Origin of the sequence: Shimia abyssi, assembly GCF_003014475.1 — a bacterium.
Lineage (GTDB): Bacteria > Pseudomonadota > Alphaproteobacteria > Rhodobacterales > Rhodobacteraceae > Shimia > Shimia abyssi.
This window is the reverse complement of sequence record NZ_PYGJ01000026.1, coordinates 1-20,622: the sequence shown is the minus strand read 5'-3', so window position 1 is coordinate 20,622 and position 20,622 is coordinate 1. Positions and strand designations below refer to the sequence as shown.

The window sequence follows — 20,622 nt, the reverse complement described above, 5'->3', positions numbered from 1 at the left end:
ATGCGCAGTCTCGTTCAAGCGCGCATCTCTTCGACCGTTTTTAATATGTCCCGCTCCAACCGCCGCGCCGCGGGTGAGAGCGCAGAATCGGCCTTTCGCACTAAATGAATCTGGCGGGTCGCCACCTCATCAGCCAGCGGTCGAAACACCAGATCCGCCTGCCCTCCGGCTTGTACCGCCATTTCCGGAAGAATGGTTACTCCAATATTGGCGCGAACCATTCCGAAAATCGAGGTTAAGTTATATGCCGAAAGCCCCGCTCCCGCGTGCAATGCTAACGATTCCGTGCTACCAATACCTTCGGACAACCCATTCATGATCAGCCGAGCATTTGCCAGTTCAGCCCATGTTACCAGATCGCGATGGTTCGCCAGTTCATGCGCACTAGAACAGACGACTCCAAACCGATCTGTCAACAGCAAGCGACTGTCCAATCCCGAACTGTTCTGCCCAATCGTCGCAATACCGATATCAATCCGACCTTGGGACAATTCATGCAAGATCGATTTGGAGTCCATATCTCTTAATTCGATCCGTACCCCATCGTAGCTATTGATATTACGCGAAAAAACCCGCGGCATAATGGTGCCTGCTACTGACGGCACTGTTGCAATCCGCACATGCCCTACCTCGGCCCCGGCATAACTCTCGATCGCGCGCACAGTGGTGTCAAAATGCGCGATCTCTTGCTCTGCCTGTTCCAATACAAACTGTCCCAAGACAGTCAGTTTGTTTTTTCGATCCGTTTCAAACAACGGTTCACCCAAATGCAGCTCTAACTGCTTGAGCATCATGGAAACCGCCGAAGGCGTTCGGCCCAATTGCTCCGCCGCATCGCTCAAGTTGCCATTACGCGCCACCGCAACAAACCCGCGTAGCATTTCTATTTTCAGTGCCATCTCATTATTTCAATTCTACTTAATCAAAGTTCAATAATTTTAGTTTGATTGAACGTGTGTTCCGAGTCCATACCCGTTCAGCAAGTCGTTAGGGGGCGCATGACATGTCTGACACTCAAAAGAACCTGATCGCCGGCGAATGGCTGGCAGGCGAAACCGAGATTGAGAACCGCAATCCGTCGGACCTAAGCGATCTGGTCGGCATCTTTGCCCAAGCCAGCGCTGACCAGCTCGAGGCCACCTTGGATCAGGCGCGGATCGCGCAGGTAGAATGGGCCACATATGGGATCGAGCGCAAACAATCAGTCCTAAACGCCATCGGAACCGAGATGATGTCCCGAGCAGAAGAGCTGGGTACGCTGCTAGCCCGCGAGGAAGGCAAACCACTGGCCGAAGGCAAGGGCGAAGTGTTCCGCGCCGGTCAATTCTTCACCTATTATGCCGCTGAATGCCTGCGCCAGATTGGTGAAAACGCAGACTCTGTGCGCCCCGATATTGAAATAGACGTGCGTCGCGAACCCGTCGGCACCGTCGCAATTATCAGCCCATGGAACTTCCCCACTGCGACCGCCTCATGGAAAATCGCACCGGCGCTTTGCTATGGAAACGCCGTCGTGTGGAAACCCGCCAACATCACCCCTGCCTCTGCCGTCGCACTCGCCGAGATCATTAGCCGTCAGGACATCCCGAAAGGTCTCTTTAGCCTAGTCATGGGATCTGGGCGTTCCATTGGTCAACGACTTGTCGAAAGCCCCAAGATCAACGCTATCTCTTTCACCGGCTCGGTCCCGGTTGGCAAAGGCATCGCCTCTGCCGCGATCCAGAATCTGACCAAGGTACAGATGGAAATGGGTTCGAAAAACGCCCTTGCTGTGTTGGACGACGCTGACCTTGATCTGGCCGTCACATTGGCTTTGGGTGGCGCTTTTGGAGGTACAGGCCAAAAATGCACCGCCTCGTCGCGCTTAGTTGTGCACGCCGATATACACGATGCGTTTGTCGAAAAACTCGTTGCAGGTACACAGGCCATGAAAGTCGGCCATGCGCTTGAGGCAGGTACCCAGATGGGACCAGTCGTCAGCCAACAACAGCTCACCGAAAACTTGGCTTATGCCGATCTTGGTAAATCCGAAGGCGCAGAATTGGCTTGCGGCGGCGCACGCCTCGAAATGCCGCATGACGGTTTCTACATGTCGCCGGGTGTGTTCCTGAACACCACAAACGACATGCGCATCAACCGCGAGGAAATGTTCGCACCACTGACATCCGTCATCAAAGTCGACAGCTATGACGAAGCTCTGGCGGTAGTGAATGACACCAATTTCGGCCTGACATCAGGCATTGTGACAAAATCGCTGGCCCGTGCCACGCATTTTCGCCGCAACGCGCGTACCGGGGTTGTCACTGTAAACCTGCCCACCGCAGGCACCGATTATCACGTGCCTTTTGGTGGTCGCGGCGACAGCTCTTATGGCCCGCGCGAACAAGGCAAGGCCGCCGCCGAATTCTACACCACTGTTAAAACCGCCTACATCAGCGCCGGTCCAGTTTAACCTGCAAATTGCCAACAACACCGGGGAAGACATTCTCATGACCAACTTCCGCATCGACGGTTTGCAATACGCCAACTGGTCCGAGAAAATCTTCCGCCAGCTGCGCGAAGGTAACGTCGACGCCATTCACGTCACCATTTCGTATCACGAAAATTTCCGCGAAACGGTACTGAACTTCGAACAGTGGAATCGCTGGTTCGAACAATACCCGGACCTGATCATAAAGGGTCAATGGGCCAGCGACATCGAGACCGCCCGCGCCACCGGTCGCACCGCCGTCTTCTTCGGCTTTCAAAATCCCGCGCCCATCGAAGACGATATCGGCCTTGTCGAAATCCTGCACACACTTGGCGCGCGCTTCATGCAGCTGACCTATAACAACCAATCGCTCCTTGCGACCGGCTGTTACGAATCGGATGACACCGGTATCACCCGTATGGGCACACAGGTGATCAAGGAAATGAACCGCGTCGGCCTTGTCGTCGACATGAGCCACTCTGCCGACCGGTCCACCATCGAGGCCGCCAACATCTCGGAACGCCCCATCGCAATCACGCACGCCAACCCATATGAATGGTCCCCCGCCTTACGCAACAAACGCGATGACGTCATTCGCGCTGTTACTGAGAACGGTGGAATGCTTGGCTTTTCTGTTTACCCGCATCACCTCAAAGACAAATCCGCCTGCACGCTGGAGAGCTTTTGCGAAATGATCGCGCGCACGGCGGAAAAGTTTGGGGCCGAACACCTCGGCATTGGCACCGACCTGTGTCAGGATCAGCCTGACAGCATCGTGGAATGGATGCGCGTTGGCCGCTGGACCAAAGAAATTGACTATGGCGAAGGCTCCGCCGCCGCCCCAGGTTTCCCACCCATGCCAACATGGTTCCAAGACAACCGCCACTTTGGCAACATCGAGACCGGCCTCTTGAAAACCGGCCTGAGCCGCGCTGAGGTGGCCGGGATCATGGGCAATAACTGGCACCGTTTCTTCGCGGAAAACTTCACACCGCAAGAAAAGTGATTACCTATTAATAACAGACCCCGGGGCAATGCACCGACGGCTGTCACAACAGGGAGCAATGACATGAATGAGATACCGCGCCGCGATCCCAAAACCGTCATGCGCCTTGCCCGCCTCGGATCGCTCCACCAATCTCGCTTGTCGTTCATGCGCATCCTCACCCGCCGCATGGCGCGCGAAAACTGGCGTTTTGAAAAAGCGACATTCGAAATTGACGACACTGGCGTTGGCCATGCAGTTCTCACGGCACATGGCCCCGAGCGCTCTTATTCACTGATCGCATTTGCCCATGATCTTCCGCCCGAAAAACGCTCCGACCGGGTCATTGCCGAGGCATGGGATGCCACGTTCACCTTATTTGACGGCATCCCCACAAATGACGACATCGAACGTCTGTCTCGCAATATCCCACTTCAAGAGGCAGGCCGGGTCACCGGAACCGAACTTTCCGTTTCACGCGCCAACCGCTCTGTGCGGCTTTGGGAACACGTGGTCAGCAGTCTCGCCGCAGGCGGCCAACCTGACTCGGCCCAAATAGACTCGGTCGGATATCTCATGCGCACGACCGCTGTGTATGGCTCGGGCAAACTCGGTGCGGCGGATCGTGAAATGATAGCCGACCGGCCGGAATTCCGCGCCCCGTTTCAAGTCGAAATGCTCTCTGTTTACCTCACTCGCTGGTTTGTGACCGAGCTGGTCCAGCATATGGCAAGCACGCGCGCCGCCGCCAATGGCACCACCGCTGCGCGCCTCGATCCCGCCCTTGCCCGATCCATGGGCATCGGCAATTCCACTGGCCTCGGCATGGCGCCGTTCCTGCTCAACCACCCGGTGCTGTTCAACAACTGGATGACTGCCCGCGAAAACGCGATTCAAAGCGTGCGCAGCCTCGCCAACGCCAGCGAAACTGAGGTCACCAGATTTCGCAATCTGATCGCACGCAGTAGCCAGACCATTGACACATGGCACTCAGACCACCCAATCCAAATCGAAAAGCTCGCCGCCTTGCGCGCTGACATTGATCTGATCACGATATATTTGAAGAACTCAAACCTGACCGCTGACCACCCTTGGGACAGGCTCTATCGGTGGGCTGAGGATACTCTTTCTTTGGAAGGTCAAGAATGGGTCGCCTCTCTGATGCTTGAGCCCTACGGCGACTTGGTCGACGGCTTTGCCGAACACATGGCGGCTGACAACACCGCCACATTCCGCATCGCAGGCGCTATGACAGTCGGTAACCTGCGTACCCTGCTCACGGAAATCTACAGCTGGGCCATCGACACCAACTGGTCCGCCCCCGAAAACAAGGCGCGTGCGTGGTATGTGTCCGAGGAAAAGCTTGAACCCCGCCTTGGCGAACGGTTCGAAGAACCCATCGAGGAATACGAACAACCACTCGCTCCGGGCCGCGACGCCGCTGCGCTCTATCAGTCGCTGGCCCACTGGCCTGATGATTCACACGTTTCCGTTTTCCTTCTGCGCCACCCAGAACACCGCCATGTGCTGCGCCGTACCCAAATTGTCGGCCATGCGCCTTACGCCGAAATCCGCGACAACACGATTTCTGCTCAGGTTCTTCCGATCGACATGTTGCGCTGTAAACTCTCTTTTTTTGGCGCAACCAAATTCGACCCTCGCTCGGACCGCTGGGTGCGCATCTGCATGTATGGAAACGCCCCGCTCCCTTACGAGCTTTCCACTGACAACGCAGATGATTGGGTTTTCCCTCAAGTCAAAGAACACGCCGCATGACCCACTCCCTCAATGAAATCGAAGCGATAGCCAAACGGGCCGCGCGAGGGTCCGGCTTGTCTTGGGGTCTCGCAGAAGAAGCCGCTAAGGGCACGCGCTGGCTCTCAGCCTTCGACTTACCCGGCGCTGAACTACTGGCTCAGTTGCTCGTTCAAAACGACCGTATTCCGCAGATCGACGTATCGCCCGTCTCCCTCAGCGCTGAGGTCTGGCACGCGCCAATGCGCCGGATGAGTCCCCTGATCGCAGGTGCCTCCTTATCCGACTGTGCCCAAAGCTTGCTCAGCCGGGGCCAGATCATCATGGAAGACGTCAGCTTTCCGTTGCTGGCCGTGCCATTCATGGGCGGTGCATCTCTGCGTCTCGGCGTCCCAGTCGCCGCCTCATGGGACGACGCGCACTTTGTGACAGATGGTAAACTGCTGTGCGTGAACGCCGCGCAGACCGCGCTTGCTGTTGATCGCGCCAACACAATCACATTCTCTACGCCGGCCGAAATGAGCGGTCCTCGCGAGCCTGTTTTGCGCGCCTCTGTATCTTCAGGTGCCTGGTCACAACTTGCGGCATTTGCCCACCGCACATACGCCCCTGCCACAGAAGAAAGCCGGCGCCTCGGTGCTGGCGCGGGGCTGGGCGACAACGACTAATCGCCTGTGCCCCATGCCAACTATTCCCACCAATGCGTGAATTTCGCTCTGCGTTGACACAACGCGTTGGCGGACACAGTGAGTCACTGTTATGACTAAAGGGATTCAATAACAGGTATTCCCAATGCCAAACACGGCAGCAAAATCGTCTCGCATTGCACTCCTCGGTCTGCTTTTGATCGGATTCATTGCAAGTACTGCATCAGCCGACAGCCAAGGCACATTGATCGCCGAACCTGTTGAAACTGTAACCGATCCGGACAACACCGAGGCTTTCGGTTTTGGCAACGGCTCTGTTATTGTAGCCCCAATCCCATTTTCCAATCCGCTGATTGGTACCGGCCTCGCGCTTGGCGCTGGTTATCTTTTTCAGGTCGACGAAAACGCAAACACGTCACTGATCGGTGTTGGAACCATGCGATCCGACAATGGCTCCGAGGCACATGGCCTGTCATTCCGGCTTTCAACGCCTGGCAACAACTGGGATTTGTCCGCCACTTTTGCAGATGCTGCGCTGAATTATGATCTAATCTCAGGCGGTCTCGCGATACCCTTGCGCCAAACCGGTTCGTTCGCGCGGCTCGAGGCATCCAAAAAAGTTGCGGAACACTGGTCTGTCGGGCTGCAACTCAAATATCTCGACACGGATATCACTTCGGGCAACATCTCGTTCGGCGGGTTGCCGACCAATTTCACCCTGTTCGGGGGGTTGCAAACCGCCTCCGTTGGCATCGTCGCCCAGCGCGACACACGTGACAGCGATATATACCCAACGACCGGAAACAACCTCGACCTGTCTGTTCTTTACAACGAAATCACATCAGGCGGCGGCAATTACACCAAGATCGCCGCGCTTTATGGTGCGTATCGTCCTATTTCCGAAGACGGCGTGCTTGCCATTCGTCTTGCTGGCTGCGGTACAGCAGACGGCGCGCCGTTCTATGACCTGTGTTCCGTTGGTGGAACAGACGCCATGCGGGGGTTCAACCCCACTCAATTTCTAGACGACCGCTTACTCTCGGCACAGGCCGAATACCGCCACAAATTTACACAGCGATTCGGTATGGTTGCATTCGCGGGATATGGGGCTGTCGGTGACTCCTTCGGTTCACTGGACGAAAGCGGCTATGCGGGTGGCATTGGTTTGCGCGTTGCCGTCTCGAAAAAGGTGCCAGTCAACTTCGCCATCGACGCTTCCCACAACAACGATGGCGAATCTCTCATATACATTTCAGTTGGCGAACGTTTTTAATCAGCCAATTCTACTGAATGCGGCTATTCCGTAACTTGCTCGGCCTGACACAGATCCAACTGACCAAGCGCCGCGCTACTTCCAGACAAACTAATTTGCTCTTCGCCGCCATTTCCGCCGATAATCTTGACATTCGGACGCCGCGCGAACTCAGAAGTGAATTCAGGGTTGTTAAAAAACGCATACCCTCCGGGCAATCCATCCTGAACAATACCAACGGCAGCCCCCTGAAAACGGGAATCGCCAAAGTCGAAAATCACACTACCTTCCTGCCCTTCCTCAATTTGCTCCCAATCGGCATTAACCGCCAACAAAAAAGCCCCTTTTTTGTCCGGAACATACCCAAGACGCACAACTGTTCCGCTCTCAAAGTCACGCTGCATGAAACATCCGTTTCCATTGCCCGCGTCGACTTTGATCGCCCACACGCCAGCATCACCCCAGTCCGACACCGGCTGCGCCACCGCAACTCCTGCAAATGACATCAAAACCGCAAATCCAATCCTGATCATGACTATCCCTCGTTTTCGCAATGCTTGCACATCTACTATGGCGTTCACCTCTCTGACCTCAAAGGACTTTTCCCAAAGCTCGTGTTTGACGAAACGCTAACTCCCTGTAACATCGTCGTGAAAGCAGATGGAAAACCTGCGTCAAAAACACTTTTGCGAACAGGGGAACAAATCGGCATGCGCGCCATAACCTTTATCTTACTGGCCATTGCCACACTCTGGCTCGCCACATCTCCGCCCGTCTATGCTCAGGAAGAACCAACCGAAAAAACATCCGAAAAGGCGGAACGCGATGAGCAGATTTTTTCCCAACCAGTAATTGTCGATGGGAATGAGCTGTTTTTTGTACGTGGGTCAACCGCACTTCCGGCATCCGAGCGCGCTGAAATTGTTGCAAATCGCATTATCGAGTTTGCAGAATCGAGCGAATCCGAAACGGTGCAGATGGAAGTTCGGTCAGAGGACCTTGGCTTTGTGGTCTATGCAGACGATACGATGATCACTGTGACGACACAGGCCGATTCAGAGTTCGAACAAATGGAAATGAACGTGCTTGCATCACTTCAAGCCGAAGCAATCCAGCGCGCCATATTGGACTACCGGGCAAACCGAACGGACGCCGCCTTTGCTCAAAGCACCACAGCCGCACTAGTTTGGTCTGCCATGTTTGCCGCATATTGCGTGCTGCTTATTTTCTTGCGAAAACGCGTTCCCCGTTTCATCGCGCGCATAGTCGAACGTCGTTTTCACGTCGTTCAGGCCGCAACGATGGACGTGCTACAAGCCAGTGCGGCATCTAACCTCGTCAGCTTCGGTATACGGGTGTTGATCGACGTCACATTGTTCACAGGGTTTTATTATTACATAAGCTTCGTTCTGCACTCATTTCCCCAAACCCAACCGATTGCTGAACTGCTGATCCGCTATGTAACCGACCCAATTCTTGGTATTCTTCTTGCCATAATCGCCTATGTGCCGAACCTGATCACCATTGCGATCATTGTTGGTATCACCGCGTGGATCATCAAGGGTGTAAAGCTGTTCTTTGAAAACGTTGATCAAGGTACAATCGCCCTCAAGAACTTTGAGGCGCACTGGATCTGGCCAACATACAATCTGATCCGGCTGACCCTAATCTTGATCTGCGCCGTTTTCTGCTTTCCTTACATTCCCGGTTCAGATTCCGCCGCCTTTCAGGGCCTCACGATCCTGGTCGGTGTCATGGTATCGCTTGGCTCCAACTCTGTCATTTCCAATGTCCTCGCCGGACTATTTGTGCTTTACAAACGCTCTATGAACGTTGGCGACCGGATCCGCGTGGGTGAACACTACGGCGACGTCATGCAAATCAAACTGATGGAAACCTACCTCAAGTCCGTCAAGAATGAGCTGATCAGCATTCCAAACGCCACGCTCCTATCGTCCGAGGTGATCAACTATTCATCCAAAATTGACGGCAAGGGTCTGTTGCTGCACACCACGGTAGGCATTGGATACGAAGAGCCCCGCGCCAAAGTTGAAGCCATGCTGGTCGAAGCGGCCAGGCGCACAAACGGCCTCAAAAAATCGCCTGCGCCTTTCGTTTTGGTCACCGCCTTGGCTGACTATGCAATGAATTATCAAATCAATGCATTTACAACGCGCGGCTCTTACTTGCCTCTGCTATTATCGGAATTGCACAAACATATTTCAGATGTTTTCAATGAAAACGGCGTACAGATCATGACCCCGTCCTACATGGCCGACACGCCGGAACTCAAGATTTCAGACCCCAACTGGGAAGGTGATCTCGCAAGCCCCGACGATCCGGGCAACGAGGTCAAGCAAACCGGTTGATAGACAACAAAGGCCCTTTGAAATGCCCAAGGCGCTCATGACAACTTTGAAATGGCTGCTTGCCATTGCCGTCGTGCTCTTCATCGCACTTTGGTTAGTACTGGCAGCACCGATGTTTTCCAGTTTTCGTCAGGGTATTGTCGAAAACTTAATGACGGACCAATTGGGCCAACCATTCGAAATCGACGGCGATGTTCGCATTGTTCTCAAACGTACCGCACGCGTCCGTGTTGCCGACGCCCGTGTGCCCAGCACGAATATGGACGATCTTGACCTCATTGCGCTCACGTTGATGGAGCTCGACGTCGACTTGCTCGGCGTTTTGCGCGGCAATGTTGCGCTCGACAATTTTGTCATGGACGGGTTGCAGGTAAACTTGCTCACCGCCGAAGACGGCACCACCAGCTGGATTCAGCGCGAGGGCCGAATAAAAAAGAAAGATGAAGAGGACACCAAAGAAGACTCGCCGTCCTTTCTGACCTTCCTGTCCGACAAGACGGTCACATTCACCAACATCGGTCTCACAATAGACAACGCCACGTCCGGTTTTGTTTTCGATTTTGATCTTGAATCCGCACTTCTCGAACAGCACGAAAAACTGGTCACCTTCTCCGGCCACGGTTCCGTGAACGGAGAGGAATTCGAACTCCTCGGCAACTATCCTCACGATGCCCCATTCTCGCATGACGTGTCGTTTGGCGAGCTAAGCCTAACCTACAACGGCACGGTTCTGCCTGAGTCCGAAGGCGGCGGTTATGTGGCAGATTTTGATCTGGAAACCGGGGAAATCGGGGAAATCTTCGACATTTTTGGGCTTGAGCGAAGCGTAGAAGGGCACGGTCGCATTTCTACCGAAGTGACCCGCAAGCCAGACGTTTGGGCGCTTGCTGACATTGAGTCAACGTTCGAACTCGACGGTGGCCAACACATTGTCATCAGCGGCAAGGTTGACAACGTCCTTCCCCGCGACGGGGTCGACATAACCATTGATGCGCGTATGCATCCAGAAGGCGCGCCACCGCCGCCCGCCACCGCACTCAAGGACCTGAAACTCACTGGTATCGATGCGCATATCATCACTGGCGACCAAGGTTTGGAGTTCGAGGAACTGAACATCCAGACCAACGCGTTTGATCAAGGGCTTGATCGTGTCGGCCCAATCACCATCGGACAATTCTACCGAAGTCCCGAGGGAACTTTAGGTGTACGGGAAATTACCTTGCAAGTTGGCCCCCTCGACGCGCCTTTTATCACAGCATCAGGCTCAGTCAGTGATGTATTCAAGTTCAAAGGCGTTTCGATCGAGGGCGCGCTCCAAGGCGCATCAACTCTCCTTCTGCGCTCTCTAGCCGAGGAAGACGCAGAGCGCTTTGGCCGGGTCTACGCCGAATTCGACATTTCTGATGACCCCGGCCACCTCAGCCTCCGACGGCTCGAAGCACGCTCTGAAAACACCGATTTATGGTCGCTCGACGCCAAAATCACGATGGAAGACGTCAAGAAACTCTCTGGTTTCCTGCTGGAGCTTTCCCTGTCCGTCGCAGACAGCGCTCATTTCCTCGAGGCGTTGCAAGTCGACCCCATTGATGTTGGCGCGCTCGGCCTCACCATGGGCATGACCGGGGACAAACAAAATGTATCCTTGGACATCGGGTTCAATGCCGCCGACAGCGATATTTCCACCAACATCACTTTTGACATCTCCCAGGATATCAACGTGATCCGTGGTGGCATCCTCTCCAATCGAATCCGGCTTGCAGACATCCGCGACGGCACAAAAGCCGTGATTGCCATTGCCGGTTCAAGCAAGTCACGCGAGGCAGAAGAAACAGATCAACCGCCCCTGCAACCGCTTGTCCTTGACGAAACACCGGTCAAGCAGGAACCAGAGATCGATGACGGAAAGCCACCCCTTCAACCACTTGTGATTGAACAAGAACCCGCGCCCGAAGAAAAATTTTTCAGCCCGCAGCGCATCCTTACTAAAACCGATTTGGAAATCTCCATCGATCTAAAAGAGTTTGTTGGCGACAAGGGCGTCTCGTCAATGTCCAGCCAGCTGATCGCTGATCAGGGCCAGATTCAAGCCGGCCCGATGGAGCTCTACTATGGCGACGGGTTTTTTCGGGTAAACGCCGAAATGGACGCCGTAAACCAACCGGAAATCCTCATAATTAACGGCTCAACCAGCGGCTGGGATCTTGGTGAAATCCTCACATCCCTTGAACTGGGTATCGAAGCCCAAGGCACCCTTGATGCCGCGTTGAATATCTCGGGCAATATTTCCCAACCCAAAAATTTCGCACGCACGATCACCGGTGCTGCGACTTTGAACATGGGCAACGGCGCGGTCGCGACCAGCCTTTTGGAACTTGCCGGTCTCGGCATCTTTCCGTGGCTCTTTTCCGAAGAACGCCGCAAAGGGTGGACAGACGTTGTCTGTGTCCGCGCACCTGTTCAGCTCAACACTGGCAAAGTCACCTTCGACCGCGTCGTTGTCGAAACAAACTCGGTTCAGCTTTTTGCCCGCGGTGCTGTCGACTGGATCAACGACAGCATCAAACTCCGCGCCGAACCGCGCCGTGTTGGCAAACCTCTTTCGCGCAGCGCATGGCCATTTGAGGTCACGGGAAAACTGTCTGATCCCAAATTCAAACTCGACATAGGCGGTTCGCGCAGCCGGCGCGCAGATGGTGCAAGCGTCATGCCGGCAGACCGCGTTCCCTGCATCCCGGATATCTATCAGCTAGAGCAAGGCGAAAGTGAATAATGCGCAATTAACTTACTGCGCGGCAGTCGGCTTCTCTTCTACCACTTCACCTTCAACAGTCTCTGCATCATCAACCGCAACATCCTCCTCCGGCACATCCTCAGAGTGATCCTCAAGCGCTCCTACGATCAGCGGCAACATCTCAGCCCCCGTGCCAACACCGGCCTCTGCCTCGTGCGGAGCGGTCCAGCTTAGTGTGTCAAAGCTGTGGCAATTCTCGCAGGTCGGCACCCATTCCGCGTGGATGTTATGGCAGTTTTCGCATACCCATTGCGGTCCACGAGGCGACGTCAGCGCCTTGGCCAAGAACCCTTTGACAACTGCGTCTTTGGACCCTTCCCCACGCTCAATCGCTGCCATAATGGTCAATGAACGCTGCGTTGGCTCTGTTTCAAACAAATCGCCCAGCGCACGCCGCGCTTCTGGGAAATCTTCTGCCGCAATGTTCAACTCTGCCATCAACATCCGGGCTTCTGCGTGATTTGCATTTGCCTTGATCAGCGTCTTGAACCGCTTGATCCGCTCCTGCGGAGTCTCATCCGGCGCAATCTCAGCATAAGCCGCTGCCAAATCGGGATGAGGTTGCGCATCCCATGCCTTCTTCAACAGGCGTGTCGCATTGCGCGGCTTACCTTGCTCAATGTACCCTCGCGCGGCCAAAACTGCCGCAGGGATCAAATCTGGCGACATCCGGTTTGCTTCAATCGCTCTCTCTCGCTGATCAATCGAACTGTCTTCGTCCAGCACATCTTTGGCCTGACCCAGCGCCAAAACCGCATCTCTGCGACGATGCACGTCGCGCGGCAGGCTGCCATGTTTCAGTTTGGCATTCAGCGTACCGCGCGCACCTGACCAGTCTTTTGACTCGGTCTGCAATCGCAACAATACATCCTGAACTTCTTCATGGCGCGGTTTGAGCGCAAACGCTGTCTCGGCCAGTTTGAGCGCGACATCCGTTTTGCCATCATCCAGCTTCTGCTTCATCAGCCCGCGCACCCCGACAAACCGTGTCGCATCACTCTTAAGCAGCGTCTTGTAAACCTCTTCCGCCTTGCGCTTGTCGCCACTCATCTCAGCAGCCTGAGCCGTGATCAGGTTGGTCAACTCAGGTTTTCGCAGATAACGCTCCGCTTTGCGCGCCTTGTCCATCGCGGCGCGCCCTTCACCAGAGGCCAGCGCCATCAACCCATCGGCCAGCGCCTGATACCCTTTCTGTTCACGGCTGCGGTCAAAATACCGACTAATCGCCGTTTCGTCCCCGTTCAGGAAACGCAGAACCGCGACCAAAAGCCCCGCCAGCCTTAGCGCCAACCAGACAATCCCAACCAACGCTACCAGCGCGAGCACAGTTTGGAATGGCCCCAACGAGTATTCCACACCAGCAACGGTGATCATCACACCGCCATCACTCTCCAACAGGTACACTGACCCGTATGCCATACCGGCAATAACAGCGACAAAGACAAGAATTTTAATCAATGACCAGAGCATACAATGACTTTCAGTTGGTGTTCAGACGTTGCGCCAGTTCTTCGGCGGCCTGTGTCGCAGCCAGTCGAGTGTTCGCGGTCGCCCGCCACTCTGCCATGACAGATTTCGGCCCTTCGGCCAGAGTATCTAATTCGCTCAGCGCATCCGCCAAACGCCCTTCCCTCAGCGCCGCCTCCGTGCGGCTCAATATCGCATCTGTATCGGTGCCTTCCTTCGGCTCTACCGAGCGGGCACCCAGATGCGTTTTCAGAAAATTGCCAAGCGTATTTCCTTCGGCCTCGTCCACCTTATCTGTTCGCGCTTTGGCCAGTGCGGCCCGTGCGCTTTCTGGATAGGCTTCCAATAGCGCGGCAAGCGTTATGACACCGGTATCAGCATGGCTCTCCAACACGTCAGGGACCGAACCGCCCGTAGCTGATCCGAAATCCACAATCGCCGCCCGATATGCCGCACCCGAATCCAGCGCCGCTATGATCCGCGTCACAGCCGAGCGCGCCAGCGCCGCTTGCGCAGACAACGCCGCGTTATCCTTTAGCTCGGCGGCCTCGGCCTTCTGTTCAGCCACCAACGCCTTAAGGTCTTCGACCTCACGCTCATAGGCCGCAATCGCTGCCGCTGACAAACCCTCGTTCAGCGGTCGTTTCTCAATATCGGTCAGTCGGGCGTCAAACGTCGCAACCGCTCCGGCCAGCTCATCTATCCGTACGCCCAGCGCTGTCGCAGTATCATTCAGCGTGGATATGCCCGACACCCCATCCAGCGCCTGCTGCGCCGTTCCGGCCACCTGCATTTGTCCAGTTTTAATCTCTTCCAAAGACACCTCTTGCTCCGCCGCCTGCTCTCGCAACGCTGTCAGCGCCTCTTGCGTATCGGCCCCCAGCCCAAGCTGTTCGCCGAAATACACCGCAACACCAAATCCAATCCCGGCGGCAATCAACCCGCCCAGAACCATCGGAACAAATCCACCTTTGCGCTCGACAATCTTCTCAACCGTCCGTGGCTCAGGCGTCAACTCAGCCACCGGCTCCGGACCAGCGACCACATTCTCACCACTTTGTTCTTCTTCAGTCGAAAGCTCCGCATTCGCATCATCCGCGACTTCTTCAGAAACGACGTTATCCTCAGAATGTACCGTTTTTGAATCTTCCGCCTCTACATCACCTGCGACGCCATCACCGGCTTCAGTGTTTTCCACGGTGTTGTCAGACCGTTCTTCAACAGCATCAGGGCTATCTTCGACGATCTCGGCGTCCTCAATTGCGTCCGTCTTGGACGCATCCGTCTCTACCTGATCGTCAGCCGGTTTGTTGTTTTTATCCGAGGTACTCAATTGTCACCCTTTCGAATCCGGTCCTAAATGCACAACTCTTCCTAATAGCTTAGGCGAGGTCGCAGCCTGTCTCAATGCGTCAGTCTGCTCTTATCAAACGTCTTATGGCGGCAATCATTGATGTCGCATCCGGGTTTTGCGCCACTTCAACCACCTCACACTCCAACCCAGCAAGGTTTTCCGCTACCGCGTCGCTGATCACAACCGCGTAAATTGGAGCTGTAAACGGCCCTGCCTCAACCAATAATCGCGCTGTTCGCGGCGAAAAAAGAGGCACTAACACAGGGTATTTTCCAGCCAGCAACCTTTTCGCTCCTTCATTCAATTCTTGCGAAACCTGCCGGTACACAACTTGGTCACGCGTTCTGACCCCCACCCCACTCAATCTTTCAGCCAACGCGCCACGTGCGTGTTCGCCTCTGAGGTGCAACAACGGCCCTTGCGGAGCATCGGCCAAAATTCGCTGGTACAGTGTTTCGGCGTCTCCGCCTGCAGATATTGCGCGCCACCCCTTTGACCGCGCCGCGGCAGCTGTGGCATCGCCTACACACCATGCGGGCAAGTCGCGCCCATCAACCGCCGCTACCCCGTTCTGCGACGTAAAAATTACACCTTCAACTCCCGCCAAACCAGGCACTTCCTCCGGCTCAACGCGCATCGAAGGTGAACACACGATAGGTTCCGAAACACCCACTTGCGCCAATTTGGCCGCAAACTCTTGCCCCGCCTCCACCGGACGGGTCAGCAAAATAGTAGGGTGTTCTAGCTTAGGAACTGCCATTCATCAGGTGCCGGGATTGTTTGAGCCGCCTTCCGGTGTTACCTGCCGTGCATCCGCCGCGCAACGACAAGGAACAAATTCAGGCCAATGCTCGCGACTTTGCCAGAAACGTTAACCATTCTCGGGTTGGAGAGTAGCTGTGACGATACCGCTGCCGCTATTGTGCGTCAGTCCGGCGATAAGCCGCCCGAAATCCTCGCCTCAATTGTTCATGGACAAAATGAACTGCACTCGGCATTTGGCGGTGTCGTGCCTGAAATCGCCGCGCGCGCCCATGCTGAAAAACTCGACTACTCAGTCGAAGAGGCGCTTACCACCTCCGGCCTGACTCTGGCAGAAATCGACGCTATCGCAGTTACTGCGGGACCCGGCCTCATCGGCGGTGTTCTTTCCGGCGTCATGTGCGCCAAAGGCCTCTCCGCTGGCCTCAACATCCCGCTCGTAGGGGTCAACCATCTCGCCGGTCACGCGCTCACCCCGCGCCTGACCGATCAGGCGACATATCCTTATCTGATGCTACTGGTCTCTGGTGGCCATTGTCAGTTTCTTATCGCTCATGGCCCAGAGCGGTTTTCGCGCCTTGGCGGCACCATCGACGACGCCCCCGGCGAGGCATTTGACAAAACCGCCCGCCTGCTCGGCCTACCCCAGCCCGGCGGCCCCTCGGTTCAAGCCGAAGCCAAGTACGGCGATCCCAAGGCGCATCGGTTTCCTCGCCCGCTCTTGGATCGACCTGGCTGCAACATGTCTTTTTCAGGTTTAAAAACTGCATTGTTGCGTGCCCGCGACGCTGTGATGGCGGAACACGGCGGCCTACCCAAACAGGCTCGCGCCGATCTATGTGCCGGATTTCAGGCGGCGGTGGTCGATGTTCTCGCCGAAAAAACCCGACGTGCGCTAGAGGTATATCTTGCGGACACTCCGTCGAAACCCTTGCTTGCCGTCGCCGGTGGCGTTGCCGCAAATACGGCAATTCGCGCAAGGTTAGAGACTGTTTGTGCCGATCACAGCGTCACTTTTACCGCGCCCCCACTAGCACTTTGCACCGACAACGCTGCAATGATCGCCTATGCCGGGCTTGAGCGTTTCCGCTCTGGCGCACAAGATGACATGACCCTCTCCGCTCGTCCCCGCTGGCCCTTGGACAAAACCGCGCCTGCCCTTCTAGGTAGTGGTAAAAGAGGAGCCAAGGCATGAGTATCGCGGTCCTTGGAGCGGGCGCGTTTGGCACGGCTCTTGCTGTCACAATGGCGCGCGGTGGCGCAAACGTCACGCTTTGGGCACGTGACACGACGACGCTCGAAATCAGCCGTCAAAGCCCCCGACTTCCCGGTGTAGAACTACCTAAAACAGTCTCTATTACACCTGAACTATCACAGGCAGCTCAAGCCAACACCCTCTTATTATCGGTCCCGATGCAATCTCTCTCTGGCCTGCTCGCACAGTTGGACGTGCCGCTTTCTGGAAAGCACCTCGTAGCTTGCTGCAAGGGAATCGACCTTTCCACCCTGACCGGCCCTGCCGACGTAATCCGACAGTTCAAACCACACGCGGTTCAGGCCATTCTAACCGGGCCCAGCTTCGCCGCTGACATTGCCAGTGGCCTACCAACCGCCCTTACGTTGGCCTGCGCTGATGATGCGGCTGGACAGTCTCTGCAACACCAGCTTTCCACATCCACGCTCCGTCTTTATCGCTCAAACGACGTCACAGGTGCAGAACTGGGCGGCGCATTAAAAAACGTCATCGCCATTGCATGTGGCACAACAATTGGCCTCGGCATGGGTGACAGCGCACGCGCGGCCCTGATGACACGTGGATTTGCCGAAATGACCCGCCTCGCCACCCATCTCGGTGCGCGCGCTGAAACCCTCTCGGGCCTGTCTGGCATGGGCGATCTCGCCTTAACGTGCATGTCCGATCAATCCCGAAACTATCGCTTTGGCCTGTCACGTGGTCGCAGCGAATCCTTTGACGCCAACACTACTGTCGAAGGCGCCAAAACCGCCGAGGCTGTGACTAAACTTGCCGCCAAAGTCGGACTGGACATGCCCATCTGCAAGATGGTCTATGAACTCGCAACACATCAGGTCGACGCGGCAGACGCTGTGCGAATCTTGCTTTCTCGACCGCTCAAGGAGGAATAATTCATGCGCATCGCCCTTATTGCCAAAGACAAACCTGGTGCACTCGACATCCGCAAAGCCAACCGTGACGCGCATGTCGCCTACCTAAAATCATCAGGTGATGTCATCGATATGGCGGGTCCTTTCCTTGATGACGCTGGTAACATGTGTGGGTCGCTGATCATCCTCAATGTCTCAACCATCGCCGAAGCCGAAGAATGGGCGGCCAACGACCCATACAAGGCTGCCGACCTGTTCGAAAGCGTCGAACTCACGGCTTGGAACAAGGTTCTGGGCTGATGCGCTACTGGCTTTTTAAGTCCGAACCATCAACATGGAGCTGGCAAAACCAGCTCGAAAAAGGCGACGCGGGCGAAGAATGGGATGGCGTACGCAACTATCAGGCCCGCAATTTCATGCGTGAAATGGCCCTTGGTGATCGCGGTTTCTTTTACCACAGCCAAAAAGAGAAATCGGTTGTCGGCATTATCGAGGTTTGCGCTATGGCGCATCCGGACAGCACGACCGACGATGATCGCTGGGAATGCGTAGACATCAAAGCCGTGAAAACCATGCCAAGCCCTGTCTCACTTGACCTGATCAAAACAGACCCGCGCTTGGTAGAAATGGTATTGGTTAAGAATTCCCGCCTTTCTGTGCAACCTGTCACGCCCGAAGAATGGGCCGTAGTTTGCGAGCTGGGTGGTATGAAAGCCTAATTTCAGCGGGCATAATCCTGTCATTCGGACCAACAAGGACAGGATTCATGGACTTTCTGATCGTCATCGCGGCCGCGCTGGCCTCCTACATCTTTGGCGCCATCTGGTATATGGCATTGGCTCAACCCTGGATGACAGCCGCCGGGGTCGAAGCTGATGACACCGGTCGCCCAGTCAACACCAGCGGCGCGCTGCCCTACATCACCGCCTTTTTATGCGCATTGCTCGTCGCGGGCATGATGCGACATGTCTTTTCACTATCAGGCATAGACACAATCAGCGCAGGTTTCATGGCTGGGCTGGGCATCGGCTTGTTTCTCGCAACGCCCTGGCTGGTCACAAATTACGCGTTTGCGGGCCGCAGCCGCACCCTGATGCTGATCGACGGTGGCTATTCCACCATCGGATGCACCATCATGGGCATTGTGCTAACCCTGTTGTAGACAAAAAATAAACGGGGGGACCGGCCAAATCGCCAGAACCCCCGTTTCCCCACGTGCTCCCTACTCACCACACGCGTGTTCTAATTGGTTCCGGCCGTCCTGGCGCGTACTTACAAACTACCGTTTTTGCGGCGGCACGGCAAACACCAAGTCTCTAAAATTCCGCTCAAACTGGAAACGCCCGCAGCACATTGGCCACGGGCGTCATAGCAAATTTTGACCTTGATCAACCGTAAACCGACTCTTTACCAAAATGCTTGGTCAGCATGTAATAGACCACCGCGCGGTACTTATTGCGCTCCGACTGACCATAGGTTTCGATCACGGAATCCAGCGCGGCCGTCAATTCCGGTCCATCCGACAGGCCCAGTTTCTTGATCAGGAAATTGTTCTTCACAGTTTCCATCTCGCCTTCCTGCGAGGATGCAACCGTTGACGCATCCGCGTCATATATCGCGGGACCGCAACCAATCGTCACCTTGGTCAACAAATCCATGTCAGGATCCATCCCGCACTTATTCTTCAAATCATCCGCATACTTGGCGATCAGATCGTCGCGCTTGCCCATCAATACTCTCCCATGAAACAGTCGTTGCCGCGTGAAACTAGGCCCTGCACAGCAAGGCACCCTTACGTTAACCACAACAATTTCTCAGACAAAGCAAAATCTGAAAGCTGTTCCGCAGGGGAAACCTGCTGGATCAATTGCTCGTTTTTTGCATCTTTGCCAAAAAAACTCGGCAAAATGGTTGGAGCACAGCTTTCCGAAGCACTCGGCGTGATGACACTACTCTAGGAACACGCCGCGATCGTGCGTAATAAGCATTCCAATCTTCGTTCCCGTCAATTGCCGTAAGCAAAATAGAGCAGATTTTGCCGAAATTTCCGATACCTCGGCAATGGTCCTGATCCACCGCGTTGCACATGCAACTATGACAAATCAATTGTAAGGCTGGTTTGGCTTTTGAGCGACCGCCATGAAATCGCCTCCTGACAAAACACCTACAAACAGGCGTTCACTACGTTGCTTCTTCCGCGACACTCGGCAAGAGCGGCATCCGCGCGCGCACGGGCCGCGCGATTTAGCTCAGCTTGGCGCGCAGCAGCTGCCTCAATCTGCGATTGTCGCTGTGCGTCCGCCGCTTCAACTTTGCGAACTCTCTCTTGATAGGCTGCAAATTGCTGATCCGCCTCTGTCTTGCTGGAAACACAGCTCGATCTGAAACCGTCAATGTCGTAGGTGCGACAAGATTTGAGTGATATCGCAGAACCTGTAGATCGCGACGCTCCCGAAGAAATGGCTCTCGCAGCATCTGCCGCCGCAAACGCAGCGGCGCGACGATCTAATTCACGATAATAGGCATCATCACCGAACATTGTGCGGTCAAGTGTCAACGGCGGATTAAAAACCTGCCAGTGTGGCGGAGTAAAAGCCGGCCATTTGGCGTGACGATGGCTTAGGCGTTTTTCTGATGGATTGAGGG

General features: G+C 55.3%; 19 protein-coding genes. 12 read left to right on the top strand and 7 right to left on the bottom strand.

The annotated features are described in order from the left end of the window. Window positions 1-14 precede the first annotated feature (14 nt). Entirely contained in the window at window positions 15-899 is an 885-nt protein-coding gene (locus CLV88_RS21870; RefSeq protein WP_106610541.1) for a LysR family transcriptional regulator, read from the bottom strand. 104 nt (window positions 900-1,003) lie between these two features. Between CLV88_RS21870 and CLV88_RS21865 the strand changes: the two genes are divergently transcribed. From CLV88_RS21865 to CLV88_RS21845, 5 genes are all read left to right on the top strand, one after another. After that, entirely contained in the window at window positions 1,004-2,452 is a 1,449-nt protein-coding gene (locus CLV88_RS21865) for an aldehyde dehydrogenase family protein (RefSeq protein ID WP_106610540.1), read from the top strand. A gap of 37 nt (window positions 2,453-2,489) precedes the next feature. Then, window positions 2,490-3,476 carry a membrane dipeptidase gene (locus CLV88_RS21860; RefSeq protein ID WP_106610539.1) on the top strand — a complete coding sequence of 329 codons (987 nt, stop codon included), beginning with the start codon at window positions 2,490-2,492 and terminating at the stop codon, window positions 3,474-3,476. Between the two features lie 63 nt (window positions 3,477-3,539). After that, window positions 3,540-5,231 (top strand): hypothetical protein, encoded by a 1,692-nt coding sequence (locus tag CLV88_RS21855; protein ID WP_106610538.1) that lies wholly within the window; start codon window positions 3,540-3,542, stop codon window positions 5,229-5,231. Further along, window positions 5,228-5,878 (top strand): DUF3726 domain-containing protein, encoded by a 651-nt coding sequence (locus CLV88_RS21850; protein ID WP_106610537.1) that lies wholly within the window; start codon window positions 5,228-5,230, stop codon window positions 5,876-5,878. The genes CLV88_RS21855 and CLV88_RS21850 overlap by 4 nt, the downstream gene beginning before the upstream one ends. A gap of 124 nt (window positions 5,879-6,002) precedes the next feature. Next, a complete protein-coding gene (locus CLV88_RS21845) occupies window positions 6,003-7,130 on the top strand; it encodes a BamA/TamA family outer membrane protein (RefSeq protein WP_106610536.1) in 1,128 nt (375 codons plus the stop codon). Window positions 7,131-7,153: 23 nt separating this feature from the next. Here CLV88_RS21845 and CLV88_RS21840 read toward each other — a convergent pair whose 3' ends face one another. Continuing rightward, complete coding sequence (locus CLV88_RS21840) at window positions 7,154-7,642, bottom strand: hypothetical protein (RefSeq protein ID WP_106610535.1); 489 nt, start codon at window positions 7,640-7,642, stop codon at window positions 7,154-7,156. A gap of 177 nt (window positions 7,643-7,819) precedes the next feature. On the opposite strand from CLV88_RS21840, the gene CLV88_RS21835 reads away from it, so the two are divergent. Continuing rightward, window positions 7,820-9,478: a mechanosensitive ion channel family protein gene (locus CLV88_RS21835; protein WP_106610534.1), complete on the top strand. Its 1,659-nt coding sequence runs from the start codon at window positions 7,820-7,822 to the stop codon at window positions 9,476-9,478. Window positions 9,479-9,500: 22 nt separating this feature from the next. Beyond that, on the top strand, window positions 9,501-12,248 hold the full coding sequence (locus CLV88_RS21830; protein ID WP_106610533.1) for an AsmA family protein: 2,748 nt from the start codon (window positions 9,501-9,503) through the stop codon (window positions 12,246-12,248). Between the two features lie 12 nt (window positions 12,249-12,260). Here CLV88_RS21830 and CLV88_RS21825 read toward each other — a convergent pair whose 3' ends face one another. The 3 genes from CLV88_RS21825 to CLV88_RS21815 form a co-directional block, all read right to left on the bottom strand. Continuing rightward, complete coding sequence (locus CLV88_RS21825; protein ID WP_106610532.1) at window positions 12,261-13,739, bottom strand: heme biosynthesis protein HemY; 1,479 nt, start codon at window positions 13,737-13,739, stop codon at window positions 12,261-12,263. A gap of 10 nt (window positions 13,740-13,749) precedes the next feature. Then, the gene (locus tag CLV88_RS21820) at window positions 13,750-15,069 is read right to left on the bottom strand and encodes a hypothetical protein (RefSeq protein ID WP_106610531.1); all 1,320 of its coding nucleotides are present in this window, start codon (window positions 15,067-15,069) and stop codon (window positions 13,750-13,752) included. A 79-nt stretch (window positions 15,070-15,148) separates the two neighbouring features. After that, entirely contained in the window at window positions 15,149-15,850 is a 702-nt protein-coding gene (locus CLV88_RS21815) for a uroporphyrinogen-III synthase (protein ID WP_106610530.1), read from the bottom strand. A 99-nt stretch (window positions 15,851-15,949) separates the two neighbouring features. Here CLV88_RS21815 and tsaD point away from each other — a divergent pair, with 99 nt between their 5' ends. From tsaD to CLV88_RS21790, 5 genes are read left to right on the top strand one after another with little or no spacing between them, the layout of a single operon-like run. Beyond that, complete coding sequence (tsaD, locus tag CLV88_RS21810; protein WP_106610546.1) at window positions 15,950-17,047, top strand: tRNA (adenosine(37)-N6)-threonylcarbamoyltransferase complex transferase subunit TsaD; 1,098 nt, start codon at window positions 15,950-15,952, stop codon at window positions 17,045-17,047. Continuing rightward, on the top strand, window positions 17,044-17,997 hold the full coding sequence (locus tag CLV88_RS21805; RefSeq protein ID WP_106610529.1) for an NAD(P)H-dependent glycerol-3-phosphate dehydrogenase: 954 nt from the start codon (window positions 17,044-17,046) through the stop codon (window positions 17,995-17,997). Before tsaD ends, CLV88_RS21805 begins: the two co-directional genes overlap by 4 nt. 3 nt (window positions 17,998-18,000) lie before the next feature. Next, window positions 18,001-18,276, top strand: coding sequence for a YciI family protein (locus CLV88_RS21800; RefSeq protein WP_106610528.1), 276 nt, complete (start codon window positions 18,001-18,003; stop codon window positions 18,274-18,276). Beyond that, complete coding sequence (locus tag CLV88_RS21795) at window positions 18,276-18,695, top strand: EVE domain-containing protein (protein WP_106610527.1); 420 nt, start codon at window positions 18,276-18,278, stop codon at window positions 18,693-18,695. Before CLV88_RS21800 ends, CLV88_RS21795 begins: the two co-directional genes overlap by 1 nt. 47 nt (window positions 18,696-18,742) lie before the next feature. Next, the gene (locus CLV88_RS21790) at window positions 18,743-19,138 is read left to right on the top strand and encodes a DUF1761 domain-containing protein (protein ID WP_106610526.1); all 396 of its coding nucleotides are present in this window, start codon (window positions 18,743-18,745) and stop codon (window positions 19,136-19,138) included. A gap of 226 nt (window positions 19,139-19,364) precedes the next feature. Here CLV88_RS21790 and CLV88_RS21785 read toward each other — a convergent pair whose 3' ends face one another. Together CLV88_RS21785 and CLV88_RS23215 are read right to left on the bottom strand one after the other, a co-directional pair. After that, a complete protein-coding gene (locus CLV88_RS21785; protein WP_106610525.1) occupies window positions 19,365-19,706 on the bottom strand; it encodes a DUF2853 family protein in 342 nt (113 codons plus the stop codon). Between the two features lie 434 nt (window positions 19,707-20,140). Beyond that, a partial coding sequence (locus CLV88_RS23215) for a hypothetical protein (protein WP_207797125.1) occupies window positions 20,141-20,622 on the bottom strand: 482 nt, incomplete at its 5' end.